The following is a 12,765-nucleotide window of genomic DNA, read 5'->3' on the forward strand; positions in this document are numbered from 1 at the left end:
TTGAATCAAATTTGGGAAAGTGGTAGACTGTTTCATAGGGACGCTCCTTTTTAAATTGTTTGTGTCGTAACAACAATTTTACTAAAAGGGCGTCCTTTTTTGTAGTTTTTTAATGGATTTAATTGGTTAATCAACACTCTTGCTTTTTGGTATTATTTTTTAGATTTTATTGGTTAATCAACACGCATGACAATAAGTCTAAAGAAAGTGTAAATGGTGATTTTTGGTTATGCTCGTGTCAGTACAGAAAAACAGAATTTAGATATGCAACTAGATGCCTTACAGAAATTTAGTGATATGGATGTTCACTTTGTGTCCATTACCGATAATATTGACACCTCGACAGCCATTGGGAAATTCTTCTTTCGTACCATGGCAAGTATTGCAGAACTGGAACGAGATATCATTAGAGAACGGACAAAATCAGGGTTGCAAGCAGCAAGGTCCAGAGGGAAAAAGGGTGGTAGACCTACCAAGAGAGAAGATAAAGTAGAGGTTGCAATTAAAATGTATAAGAGTAAAGACTATTCAATTAAAGAAATTACCGAAATGACAGGACTCAGCAAAACAACACTGTATCGATATTTAGAGAAAGCTTAAAATGGGTTGCTTCGCTCCACTTTACAATTTATGTAAGTATTATGACGGACTAGAGCAGCAACCCTGTGTTCGAGCCTAAAAGGATAGAATCTACCATCAAATTAATTAACTGTGAACCCGATGAGTCACCATTCAATAATCAAACTATCTTGGAATCTATGAAAGCTCTTTAGTCCTTTTGATACTTCATCCTGCTCTCTTCCATTCTCCTATCAATCCGAATTTTAAATTTCCACCCATTTCCACTCCTGTTCCGGTGCGTACGAGAGAACTTACAAAATGGACACAATTGAAAATACGAGATTCTAAATGAGAGGAAACTAATCGTAAGTTCAGTTATAAAAAGGCTGTTTTCGCAAAGTTTGTTGTTATTCGTATCAGTTGAAAATCTATGATGCAGTTTAGTTTGGGGCATTTTTTACGAAAAGCGGAAGTGGCTGCTCAGGGACGGCAGGCATCTGGCAGAACACGTAGTGAATCCTGATTCACGAAGGGGGCTGACAAATGCCCGAGTCCCTAGCCACTGCAGCTGGATCACGAAAAGCGGAAGTGGCTGCCCTGCGGCGTCAGGCAAATGAAGAACTCGGAGGTGATGCCTGCATCGCTGGAGGGTTTTTCATTTGACCCCGAGCCGCAAGCCACCGTAGCTGGATCCGTCTGTTTTTCATGGAAATTAACTGTGAAATAGAGGATTTCGTTAAAATAGACAAAATGGATACGAAAAGAGCCTAACAAAAAGAGAACCTCTTCCTAAACAGCTACGAAAACCAGTGCCTCAGCAGCTAGAGCTTCCCATTTTCTTTGGTCAGAAACCGAGATCCATCCATTCATCACACGACCAGGCATCGGTTCAAACGGACTTCCTTCTTCTGAAGATAGTAACTGTTCTTGTTTTTCCACTGGTAGCTTAAACACCATTTCATTATTATGAAACATCGCGAACACTTTTCGGTTCCGTTTGAGACATTTCGCTCCAAACATCGATCCTTTCACTGCGTTCTCAGTTAGAACAAAATGTTCAGCAATCACATGATATTTTTCTTCTGCAGACATCTTTTTTCCTCCTTTATATTCAAACATCACTTTTTATCTAAGAGAGGCGAGAATACCTCCTTCTTCAAGGAATGAGATGGGCGTATCCCAATGAGTAAGTGGTGGGAAGTTCAACTTTTACCTATAAATGAAAGGCTCTTTTCGTATACATTGTGGCTATTTCATATTATTTTTGATTAAATCTTCCATTTCACTGTTGAATTCCTTCAAAAACAGACGAAATGATACCCGAAACAAAGCTATATCATAGATGATAAACTGATTCGAAAAGCAACAAACTTTGCGAAAACAGCCTAACGAAAAGAAGAAGCCCTCTCCTGCCTTTTACTGATTTTTGATTTAATATCTACCTTCTTTCCTAATCTTGGTACCCAAATCAAGAATTCTTTCCTTCGACTATTGCTATAAAAACAGTGTTCACTGACCGAACGAACATTGTTAACATATTAACAAACCTTACTTCCTTCATTTAAACAAGTTACTAAAAGGTAACATTTAATATGTGAATTAAAATTTACCATGTTTATTTCCTAACGTCAACATTATCGTTAAATCAAACAACGTGAACTACACGCGACTTAACACCTTTACGGGTCGTTTGAAGTGGGTGCTTCTTGGGAAGTAATTTGTGAATTTGCTAAAGCAAGGCTATCCACTTCCTTTAGAAACGGAAATTCAGCTTTATATTGTGCAGGAGTAGGATGTTTAATAGATTTGTCTATGCATTCTTGAGATTTTTTATAAGAATTGATTCTATCAGCAAGCATTTTGTTATACACCAAACGCACACATGCGAAGGTTTTTGCGAACAATATTCGTTGTTCCTTATTTGGATAGAGACGATACTTATATGCTTTCAACATTACCAACACCTACTTCCTACCTTGCTTTTCAATGGACTGTTTGACTGATTCTATGGAAGCACCGCCCGTTGTAATCAAACAGAAGCTTCTTGACCAAAACGTTTCTTTCCAAAGCTTTTTACGAACCAAGGGATAGTCACGTTTTATCAATCGAGAACTGGCACTCTTATAAGCATTTAGAAACTTAGATAATTCACTATTAGGATGTGCATTGAACATGACCTGTATATGGTCTTTATCGTGATTCCAATCTTCAACCGAAATATTATACGACTGGCCTATTCTCACAAAAATATCTTTTGCATAGTTTGACATACTATCATCAAATATTTGTCTACGATATTTCACTACCAATACTAGATGATAGTGCAAAAGAAAGACTGAATGTTTATTACTATCTAATTTCATTATGTTATCAAACTTTCTGTATGTACAGACTGATTTTAACATAATTTGCTAATAGCTACAAATACTTTGGCTGACGCCAACCGAAAATTCATCTCCCACATACTCATTGGGCTACGCCCTTCACATTCCTTGAAGTGAGAGAATTCTTTTCGGAAACCTAGTTAAAATTTGCAAAGTTAAACACTCTTCCTGATGGCATATTCATGATTTCTCCAACAGGGATATCGATTAATTTAATGAAAATTCAGTCTATTAAACATGAATAAACGCAATCTAAAGTTGATAAATTTGACTCTACCCAGAAAAAGAGTTACTTATTCCAGAATTGCAATCTATGTTAACAGTCATACTCCCTCTATTTGCCTTTGAAAAGAAAGCTTGACGAGGAAAATGGTTCACTACTATCCTTCTCTTTAATCATAATCTTCGCTTCTTTCTCACGCGACAAAATTCTGACGGGATTTTCCACAGTAATCGCTAAATCACCATTTGCATTCGGTTGAAAAAATGTATCCCCCCTTATCGACCCTACTTGAATTTCCACATTGTGTTTGGGACCAAAGGCAACGAACCCTCCACCTTCACGTTCAAGTGTCACTGAGTACATTTTTGCAGGATCAAGGTTTCTCAACGATATAATGACTTTAAACCGGCCATTCTCATACTGTTGTGCATCATACACAACGACAATGTTTCCTACATCTGCATCAAATGAAAGCTCTGCAGTTTCATAAGGATTCACAGCCACCGCTTTATCTGAGGATGTGGTCTTTTCAGTTGACGAACAGCCTGAATATAGCAACACAATCACGACCAATACAAAAAATATACGCATGAAGATTTCTCCCCCTCTAGACAAATTGGCTATTTCTCTCTCATATCAGAAAAAAAAGAGAAAAAGGAACATTGTCCATTTTCCCTTTTCCTCTTAATTCTTTATCTCTGCTCCCAATTCCTTCCCAAGGGCAAGAATCGAGCGATTTATTCGCCAAATATAATATAGATGATGAATATAATCTATTTGACAGTGCAGTCTGTTTGGTGACAGTGTTTCGATGGATTCTCGTTCTCGTTTTAAACTCCAAAGATCCACTGAGGTTTCTTTTTCCTGAATCATTTCTTGTACACTTTGTATATTTTCCTTCAATTTTGATTCTGTTATTTGAAGAACCTGCAATATTTCTAGGCTTGTTTGATCAGAAACTTGCCGATGCGAGGAAGCTAATAGATGCTTTGCGTAGTAATTTATAGCTGTCATAACTGTAATCCAGCGTCCGATTCCAGAACGAGTCCTGCCTCCAGGTCGAAGTAATAGCGATTGTGCTTCCTCCCTCATATTTTTCATTTTCAAATCGAGAGCGAAAGCTTGATCGGTTAGGACAGTCTCTTCTTTTTTCGAAAAACTAGCAAGATAAGCTGTTAGGTAACTAGACAGTTCTTCCAGAAACTCGTCGATTCCCTCGGTCACCTTGTCACTTGTTTTCTTCGGAAGAACAAAAGCCGACACACATAAGGCAATCGTAGCGCCAATAATCGTATCAATGACACGGGCACCCATCAATTGCATACTAATTCCACCCAATAATAAATCATACATAAATGCAATCAGCATGGTAATAAACAAACTCATTAGCGTGTAGGAAATCGTAAAAAAGTAAAAAGCAAGAAATAATACAGTAAATAGGAGAACTACTTCAAGCTCAGAATAACCAGTAATTAGGCTCGCTACAGAAAAGCCGATAATCGCTCCGAGCACTGTACCGACAGAGCGTTGAAAAGCTTTAACATACGTTCGTCCGACTGTCTCGGTTCCCATATTAATAATAAAGGTCGTTAATAAAACCCAATAGGGTTGAGCAGGGGCAATCATTACACCAAGCGTAATTGCGAGCGTTCCTCCTACTAACGCTTGAATCGCTTTTCTCGTTGATGTTTTTAACGTTTTTGTTTCTTCGTTGTTATGAACAACATACTCTTCCTCCACTATTTCAGATACTTCAACAGACAGTGCAGCCTCAGAAAAATTTCTGAGCGACTCTTGTATGGTAAAAGCGGCTTCAACAACATGATTGGCAATTGATTCGATTCGGCGTATAGGGTACACCCAGTCTGGAGGTTTTTCTTCTGTGTTCAATGCATCCGCTAGAAGAAGTCTAAGTGCTTGAACTGCGGTTTCCGCTTCCCTAAGAAGTTGAGTTTCATAGTTCGGGGATAACACCTCAGCGTCTCGAAGAGATGAAATGACCCATACCAATAAATTTCGGATTTCAGTGGATTGTAATTCCTCAAGCTCCTGTAGACGTTCAATCGATTCCATTATGGTTTGAATCAGCATTTCAGTGTCAAAAACGTAAAGCCGTAACTGAGAAGCTTGGATACCTGGCCATAAGTTTCGTAAATCATCATCATTTATATCCGCAGCTACGATTCTAGCGTATTCATTTAGGACAAGGACGTTTTTTGCTAAGCGCTTTTTTACTTTCTCACTTGAGTCAGGTTCCTCAATCATTTCCATAAGGAGTGAAAACGTCAAATTTGATTGTATATGAAAAGAGCGCATCCCTCGCCTAAGCATATGGAAGGACTCTTTAAACACAATGAAATTAAATAAATACGCATAAATAACACCTATAAGGATGCCAATATAAAACCAAAAAAGGTGGGTAGCATCCAACTGCAATATGGATGAGAAATATATCGTTAAAAATACCGTTGTTCCAATCGAAAAATAACGGATCGCGTATACTGAAAAATAAAAAGCACTAAAAATGGTCCCCAGCATGAAGACATTTAAGATAAATGGAGAGGAGGCCAATATTGCTCCAAGGGTAATCCCTATCACTGCCGCTCCTCCAACCCACCAAGTGGTAGCCTTTTTCTTCGTGATCGAGTCGTCCATAACAAAAAAGATTCCGATCAATCCAGCGATACCAGACACGATGGCTGGTGTAATGGGACCCGCACCAAATATTTTTAATAATACGACCATTGTCATCGATGCAGATACTAAACTAATAGTTGCTTTTCCTGCTTGTTGAAATCGTTTACGGCCAGGATCAGATGCAAGAAATCGCCCTAGCCAGATATTTTGTTTATGTAAGTGTTTCATTCCTGATCATACCTTCAATCTTTCTTAATATTCTTTACTTTCATCTTACCCTCTCTCGTTAAAAAGTAACCTAATTGATCGTTCGCAGTGTTTTTTTATTCAAGGCTCTTTCCGAAAAGTTAATTGCCTTTAGGACTAGTCTATAAACAATGATCTAGCTTGGTTTTCGGTCACCTTTTCATAATTATTTTATTAGAGTATCTGCAAAAATTGATGTTTACGTAAGACTCTGTGCATAAAATTTGTTTCTCCTTATACAAAGAAAAACAGGCAGTATGTTTTTTTCGAGGTTTTCCTTATTTTTTATTTAGAAATCAAAATTTTCTTGTTAGGATAAAAGCGCGAAGTCTTACAAATCTAAGGTCTTATTCTTAATCGAAGGCTCTTTTCGTATACATTGTTGCTCTTGACACAAAGAAAAAAAGGCAGTAGGGTTTTTTCGATTGATTTCTTCTTTTTTATCTAGAAATGAAGAATTTTTCATTAGGAAAAGAGCAAGAAATCATACAAGTCAAGGGATTCCTTTTTATTCGAAAAGCCACAATCTTTGCGAAAACAGCCTTATTTAAAAAGCAAGGTTAATAGCATCAATATATACAAAAAGAGCCTAATAAATATATTATTTATTTTTACGGTGTTTGAAACGTTAAATCATTTCTTATGTTCACGGCTACTTCTTATTAAAGAAAAAGACGAGGAATCCCTCATCTTTTTCTGTCCGCACAATTATTCATGTATCGCTAAAACCGCTCCTGCCAGGTCTTGAATTACACAAAATAACGTTTGCCCCATTAGTCGTGGTCCATCTAGAATTTGACCGCCATTTTCAACACATACCTTGGCACTTTCCGTTACATCCTCTACATTAACATACATCAACCATTGTAGTGGAAGATTTGCATTTCCCCCTTTTGCATGACAAATACCTGCGACTACATCTCCAGTTGGAGTCTTCATTTCAAAATCATGATAATCTCCCATCCTATGAGGACTGGATTCCCAACCAATTACCTTGCAATAGAAATTCTTCACTGCTTCAGCATGCTCGACCGTGAGATCACGCCATTGAATTTGACCGATTTTCTTAGTCTTTTCAATACTCATAAGAATTTCTCCTCTATAACAGCTTTTTTTATTTGCCTCTTTTCGTATACATCGTGGCAATTTCATGGGTGATAAACTGATCCGAAAAGCCACAAGTATTGAGAAAACAGCCTTTTAATATGAACAATAATTGGGTATTTTCCAATAGATATTCCAACTATGATAAAGAGTATATATAATGAATTTTCTTTAAAAAATATGGAGAGGATTTCGATATTATCCTTCTGCTAACAACTTTTTCAAACTTACCATTTGTACACAAAGACATAACACTTCTATCGCTTTATCAAGTTCTTCCAGCGAAACAAAGGTAGGAGCAATACGAATGTTCCGGTCTCGTGGATCATTCTGGTAAGGAAAAGTTGCTCCAGCGTTTGTCAAAGTGACACCCACTTCAGCTGCCAGCTTAACGACCTCCTTGGCACAGCCATCTAACGTATTAAGGCTGATAAAATATCCGCCATTCGGTTTATGCCAAGTAGCCAAATTTTGATTACCTAATTCTGTTTCTAGTTTGCTTAAGACAAGATCAAATTTTGGTTTGATGATGGCGGCATGCTTTTTCATGTGATTAGATAAATTCTGCACATTTTTCAAAAAACGAACGTGACGAAGTTGATTGATTTTATCCGGACCAATTGTTTGAATCGACATTAATTTTTTGAGGAAAGTTAAATTTTCTGGACTTGCACCCATCACGCTTACCCCAGAACCTGGGAAGGTAACCTTCGAAGTAGAGCTAAACATAAATACCCGATGAGGATTTTCAGTTGCTTTACAGCTAGTTAAAATATTCTTCACCGTATCTGGAGTTTCTGTTAAATGATGAACAGTGTAGGCATCGTCCCAAAATATTCTGAAATCCGTTGCAGCTGTCTCCATTTCTGCGAGTCTGTCGACGGTTTCATCGGTGTACGTAATACCATCTGGATTACTATATTTAGGAACACACCAAATCCCCTTAATTGAATCATCTTCCTTAACGAGCTTTTCCACTTGATTCATATCTGGTCCTGTCGGGAGCATATCAATCACGATCATTTCAATATTAAATAGTTCACAGATGGAAAAATGGCGATCATAACCAGGACTTGGGCACAGAAATTTAACAACAGGAAGTTGACCCCATGCTGTTTCGCTGCCATAAACCCCATGAGACATGGCTTTTGAAATCGTATCGTACATGAGATTCAGACTTGAATTTCCGCCAATCATCACTTCGTCCTTGCTTACTTCAAGGACGTCAGCGAACAATTCTTTCGCTTCCGGAATGCCATCAAGGCCACCGTAATTTCGATAATCTGTTCCGTTATGAAAGAGATCTTCTGCAGATAAATTAGTAATCATCTCTACTGAGAGATCGAGCTGTTCAGAAGAAGGTTTTCCTCTCGACATATCTAGCTTTAAATTTCGGCGTTTATACTCATTTATTTTTGCTGAAATAATTTCCAATTGATCGGAGATACTTTTTACTTGTTTATTTTCAATCTTGCTCATTTTATTCAACTCCCTAGTATTCATTGACCAAATTATACCACAACTTTTGTGCATCCTAAATCACGAAAGTAAGCGAACAGCTTAACCATCTCAAACTCTCAGCAATCTCTACCCTTTCACTTGAACTGTTCGAAAATTACCAGATTGTTTCAAGGTAAGAATAGGTATCCAAGTATCATATTCTTTGGCGGTTAAAGTGCCTTTCATTCCCTCACTCTTTAAGAAAATTACATGTCTACTGAATTATTTTATGAGTGAAAAGGAAAGTGGTTATAATTAAATAACTCTTTTTCAAATTGGTAGATCTCTTCTACTTTGAGGATTTCTTTTTACGAATCTGAAATTTGATTGGAATCTAATCAGTTAATCGAATAAACAAAAAACTTAAAATTCCGTCTATTCAATCAACTATATCTTATTTTGGGGATAACAATGTATAATCCTTCTAAGGAAATCATTTGAATATTCTAGGAGGACACTCGAATGAAAAAGATTGGTTTACTGCCTAAAATACTTTTAGGAATTAGTTTTGGAATTGTAGTAGGTGCGTTTTCGCCCCAGGAGTTCGTAAGACTTTTGGCTACCTTTAATGGGTTATTTGGTAATTTTCTTGGATTCACGATTCCATTAATCATCATTGGATTTATTGCGCCAGGAATCGGAACTATGGGCAAAGGGGCAGGCAAACTTCTCGGTGTAACAACGGTTCTGGCATACGGCTCAACGGTTTTAGCTGGACTATTGGCGTTTACAGTCGCAAAAAGTACTTTTCCTACATTATTAGTGAATCAAACTTCTTCATCTTTCGAAAATCCCGAAGAAGCCCTATTAAAAGGATTTTTCACAGTTGAAATGCCTCCACTCATGGGAGTAATGACCGCCCTGCTGATTGCTTTTACGCTTGGTCTAGGAATGGCTGCCATCAAAGGGGATGCACTGCAAAAAGGAATGAATGAATTTAAAATGATCGTTGAACTTGTCATTGAAAAAATCATTATTCCTCTTTTACCGTTGCACATCCTTGGCATTTTTGCCAACATGACACAAGGCGGACAAGTTAGTACAATCATGTCTGTCTTTGCTAAAGTGTTTGTATTGATTTTGATCCTTCACGGCCTCTTCTTACTATTTCAATACATTGTTGCCGGGTCCATTCGAAAACAAAGCCCATTCATGATGATAAAAGAGATGCTTCCTGCTTATTTCACCGCTCTTGGAACGCAATCTTCTGCATCCACCATTCCAGTCACGTTGGAGCGCTCGAAAAAATTAGGAGTAAGAGAACGTATTGCCGATTTTTCCGTTCCATTACTGGCGACGATTCATCTATCAGGTAGCACGATCACCCTCGTGAGTTGCGCGATGGCCGTCATGTTTATTCAAGGTGAAGCCCTCTTGTTCAGTCAATTATTTCCCTTCATCTTGATGCTTGGAATTACGATGATTGCTGCACCTGGAGTTCCTGGAGGTGCTGTGATGGCCGCGCTTGGCTTACTTGAAACGATGCTTGGATTTGGTCCAACCATGACCTCATTGATGATAGCCTTGTATCTGGCTCAAGATAGCTTTGGTACAGCTTGCAACGTAACTGGTGATGGTGCGATTACTTCTATCGTTGACAAACTAACTCAAAAAAAACAGGGTATTGTTAGTCAGGTGAAAGCTAGCTAGGAAACGATACATTAAAGTTGAAGTGCCATTTTGGGGGTGTAGCATGCTGCGCTCCTGAAATGGTGCTTTTTTTGGATTTTAAGATTCGTATTGATTGATAGACTTGACCTTTTGTTTTGAATTTACTAGACTTTTTGATTCTGATACTTTTCCCACAATACTGAAAAAAAACCTTTAGCATTCAATAGCCAAAGGAAAAAATGATTCAAATAACTCACAACTTCTATCTACAAGTCAATTTTTTTTAATGATTTTTGCAGGATTTCCACCAACTACAACATTAACAGGAATATCTTTTGATAAATCTATCATATATTTACTAATTTACTTAAAAAAAGCTTCTTCGCTATTTAGTATTTAGTTCAAACAACTATGTAGGTTTCAGAACTCAATCAATTATTCTTGTAACAGGTGGTGAATGCTGAGCGAGCAATTGAACTCATTCCTTTGTCCGGTTTGGTTTTTCGCTTGTTTTAATCAATATGTAGAATCCTGACATTAAGCTAAAATGGTAGCATCAATTGAACCCTAGAAAATTGTCTTGTCAACACTAAATAGCGAAGAGCCTAAAAAAATGAAGAGAGTTCAAAGATTAGTTGAAAAATAATTCTACTCCAATAGCTTTCTATCCTTAGATTTCCACAATAAAAAAGCTATTTCAACGGAGTTAACAAGTCGAAATAGCTTTTTTAAAAATACTCTTACAAATTTTCTAAAAATAATCGAACTACATCGGCTCCCCCGATAAAAGTTCCTAAAGAACTCCCGACATTAGCTAATACGACGATCAACAAAATTCGGGTAACTTTATTGCCCCAAAGTCCTTTCATGGTTAACACATCATCTGCAAGTGTTTCAAAGTCGCCTACATTAGGTCTTCGTAAATAAGCTTGTACAAATCCGGCAAACCAGCCGGCAGCGATCAGAGGATTAAGTGAAGTAATCGGTGCAGCTACGAACGCTGTCAGAATTGCGAGAGGATGCCCTAAAGCAATCGCTGTTCCAATCGCAGAAAACGAACCATTCCAAAGCACCCAACTTAAAGTTTGCTGAACCCCTGCAGAGGGATTCATGAGGAATGTATAGGTAATAACCGCTAGGATTATGACCGGGATTCCCCAACCAATTACTTTTGGCAAGATGGACTTTTTCGGACGCTCGGATAATCGGGTTAAATCATGTTTCTTCTTGATTTCTTGTTTAATGCCAGGAACATGAGCTGCCCCTAAAACGGCGACTATTTTCTTACCAGGAGCCTCTTTGATTTTCTGTGATAAATATTGATCACGTTCATCAATGAGTGGCGTTTTTAACTTAGGAAAAGTTTCTGTGAATTCATTCAGCATCGAGTCAAGCATATCTTGAGATTTCATTTTCTCAAGCTCTTCTTCTGAGATTGTTTCTTTACTAAAGATGCTATAAATCAATTGCATCATGAGCTTTGCTTTTCCAGTCAAACCCACTCCGCTCCAAATACGAGCAAAGGTTATTTGAATATTTCTGTCAGCGAGCACAAGATCTGCTCCTACTTCTTTTGCAGATTCAATTCCTTGAATCATTTCTTGTCCCGCTTGAATCCCTAATTGTTTTGCCATTCTTCTTTGGAATGAAGAAATAACAAGATTCATTAAGAGTAAAGTTGCTTTTCGTTCCTTAATAACTTTAAAAATATCGGTGTTTTTCCACTTATCTCCATCAATGATGGATTGATAGCGCTGCTCATCAAGTTCCACACAAACACTATCTGGTTTTTCCGCTTCAATCACGGCTTTCACTTGCTCGGCGCTTTGCTTGGAAACATGCGCGGTGCCAATGAGAATAAATTCTTTCCCATCTAGTTCTATTCTCGTAATGTTTTTTTCGTTTTCCATCGACATAGACTACCTTCCTTTTATCCGTTGACTGAATCACAGAACATGAATTTCATCCTATTTTATCATGAAAAAAAAGTTTGAGGGAAAAATGAATGACATTTGTTTAAATCGATTCAAGCTCAGAAACAGTTCGCTCATTCACTTCTTCACCTGTATTTAATGTAGATTTTGGCTCAACAAATAGCACATGTACCTCTTCTTCTGCTACTGGTAGATGCTCAACACCCTTAGGGATAATCAAAAATTCCCCCTCGTTTAACCAAACGTCTCTATCTCGAAATTTTATCAGTAATTTCCCCTTAATGACAAGAAACATCTCATCTTCTTGTTCATGTTGATGCCAAACAAATTCTCCATGCAATTTTGCTAACTTCACATGTGCATCATTCACTTCTCCGACAATTTTTGGACTCCAATGTTCGGTAAACATAGAAAGTTTTTCTTTTATAATTACTTTTTCCATAAAAATCATCCTCTCTCCCAGTTTTCTTCTTCCGTTCAATACAGGAAAATCTGTTAATCAATGTAATCATACATCATGAATCTACTAACCACTTATAGTCTTCCAATAAGCATCGGACCCATA

General features: G+C 37.6%; 10 protein-coding genes and 1 pseudogene. 2 read left to right on the forward strand and 9 right to left on the reverse strand.

The window, feature by feature from the left end:
- Window positions 1–216: 216 nt before the first annotated feature.
- Window positions 217–600 carry a recombinase family protein gene (locus U8D43_RS13985; protein WP_335871869.1) on the forward strand — a complete coding sequence of 128 codons (384 nt, stop codon included), beginning with the start codon at window positions 217–219 and terminating at the stop codon, window positions 598–600.
- Between the two features lie 750 nt (window positions 601–1,350).
- Here U8D43_RS13985 and U8D43_RS13990 read toward each other — a convergent pair.
- The 7 genes and pseudogenes from U8D43_RS13990 to U8D43_RS14020 all read right to left on the reverse strand — a co-directional run bounded on the left by U8D43_RS13990 (window position 1,351) and on the right by U8D43_RS14020 (window position 8,634).
- On the reverse strand, window positions 1,351–1,653 hold the full coding sequence (locus U8D43_RS13990) for a hypothetical protein (protein ID WP_335871803.1): 303 nt from the start codon (window positions 1,651–1,653) through the stop codon (window positions 1,351–1,353).
- Window positions 1,654–2,261: 608 nt separating this feature from the next.
- A pseudogene (locus U8D43_RS13995) lies at window positions 2,262–2,516 on the reverse strand (helix-turn-helix domain-containing protein); the annotation flags it as partial.
- A 9-nt stretch (window positions 2,517–2,525) separates the two neighbouring features.
- Window positions 2,526–2,924 (reverse strand): IS200/IS605 family transposase, encoded by a 399-nt coding sequence (gene tnpA / locus U8D43_RS14000; RefSeq protein ID WP_335871804.1) that lies wholly within the window; start codon window positions 2,922–2,924, stop codon window positions 2,526–2,528.
- 355 nt (window positions 2,925–3,279) lie between these two features.
- Window positions 3,280–3,759, reverse strand: coding sequence for a hypothetical protein (locus tag U8D43_RS14005; protein WP_335871805.1), 480 nt, complete (start codon window positions 3,757–3,759; stop codon window positions 3,280–3,282).
- Between the two features lie 93 nt (window positions 3,760–3,852).
- Window positions 3,853–6,033, reverse strand: coding sequence for an FUSC family protein (locus tag U8D43_RS14010; protein ID WP_335871806.1), 2,181 nt, complete (start codon window positions 6,031–6,033; stop codon window positions 3,853–3,855).
- Between the two features lie 726 nt (window positions 6,034–6,759).
- Window positions 6,760–7,137, reverse strand: coding sequence for a VOC family protein (locus U8D43_RS14015; RefSeq protein WP_335871807.1), 378 nt, complete (start codon window positions 7,135–7,137; stop codon window positions 6,760–6,762).
- 216 nt (window positions 7,138–7,353) lie between these two features.
- Window positions 7,354–8,634, reverse strand: a complete 1,281-nt coding sequence (locus U8D43_RS14020) for an aspartate aminotransferase type Ic (protein WP_335871808.1) — start codon at window positions 8,632–8,634, stop codon at window positions 7,354–7,356.
- A gap of 483 nt (window positions 8,635–9,117) precedes the next feature.
- Between U8D43_RS14020 and U8D43_RS14025 the strand changes: the two genes are divergently transcribed.
- Window positions 9,118–10,305 carry a dicarboxylate/amino acid:cation symporter gene (locus U8D43_RS14025; RefSeq protein ID WP_335871809.1) on the forward strand — a complete coding sequence of 396 codons (1,188 nt, stop codon included), beginning with the start codon at window positions 9,118–9,120 and terminating at the stop codon, window positions 10,303–10,305.
- Between the two features lie 701 nt (window positions 10,306–11,006).
- Here U8D43_RS14025 and U8D43_RS14030 read toward each other — a convergent pair.
- Together U8D43_RS14030 and U8D43_RS14035 are read right to left on the reverse strand one after the other, a co-directional pair.
- Window positions 11,007–12,182, reverse strand: coding sequence for a TraB/GumN family protein (locus U8D43_RS14030; RefSeq protein ID WP_335871810.1), 1,176 nt, complete (start codon window positions 12,180–12,182; stop codon window positions 11,007–11,009).
- Window positions 12,183–12,282: 100 nt separating this feature from the next.
- Complete coding sequence (locus U8D43_RS14035; protein WP_335871811.1) at window positions 12,283–12,642, reverse strand: cupin domain-containing protein; 360 nt, start codon at window positions 12,640–12,642, stop codon at window positions 12,283–12,285.
- Window positions 12,643–12,765 lie beyond the last annotated feature (123 nt).

The organism is Bacillus sp. 2205SS5-2 (assembly GCF_037024155.1).
Lineage (GTDB): Bacteria > Bacillota > Bacilli > Bacillales > Bacillaceae_K > Bacillus_CI.

Excerpts from the sequence above, each read along its gene's own strand:
- U8D43_RS14020 (WP_335871808.1), bottom strand. The coding sequence starts at position 8,634 with ATGAGCAAGATTGAAAATAAACAAGTAAAAAGTATCTCCGATCAATTG.
- tnpA (WP_335871804.1), bottom strand. The coding sequence starts at position 2,924 with ATGAAATTAGATAGTAATAAACATTCAGTCTTTCTTTTGCACTATCAT.
- U8D43_RS13990 (WP_335871803.1), bottom strand. The coding sequence starts at position 1,653 with ATGTCTGCAGAAGAAAAATATCATGTGATTGCTGAACATTTTGTTCTA.
- U8D43_RS14015 (WP_335871807.1), bottom strand. The coding sequence starts at position 7,137 with ATGAGTATTGAAAAGACTAAGAAAATCGGTCAAATTCAATGGCGTGAT.
- U8D43_RS14035 (WP_335871811.1), bottom strand. The coding sequence starts at position 12,642 with ATGGAAAAAGTAATTATAAAAGAAAAACTTTCTATGTTTACCGAACAT.
- U8D43_RS14010 (WP_335871806.1), bottom strand. The coding sequence starts at position 6,033 with ATGAAACACTTACATAAACAAAATATCTGGCTAGGGCGATTTCTTGCA.
- U8D43_RS14025 (WP_335871809.1), top strand. The coding sequence starts at position 9,118 with ATGAAAAAGATTGGTTTACTGCCTAAAATACTTTTAGGAATTAGTTTT.
- U8D43_RS14030 (WP_335871810.1), bottom strand. The coding sequence starts at position 12,182 with ATGTCGATGGAAAACGAAAAAAACATTACGAGAATAGAACTAGATGGG.
- U8D43_RS14005 (WP_335871805.1), bottom strand. The coding sequence starts at position 3,759 with ATGCGTATATTTTTTGTATTGGTCGTGATTGTGTTGCTATATTCAGGC.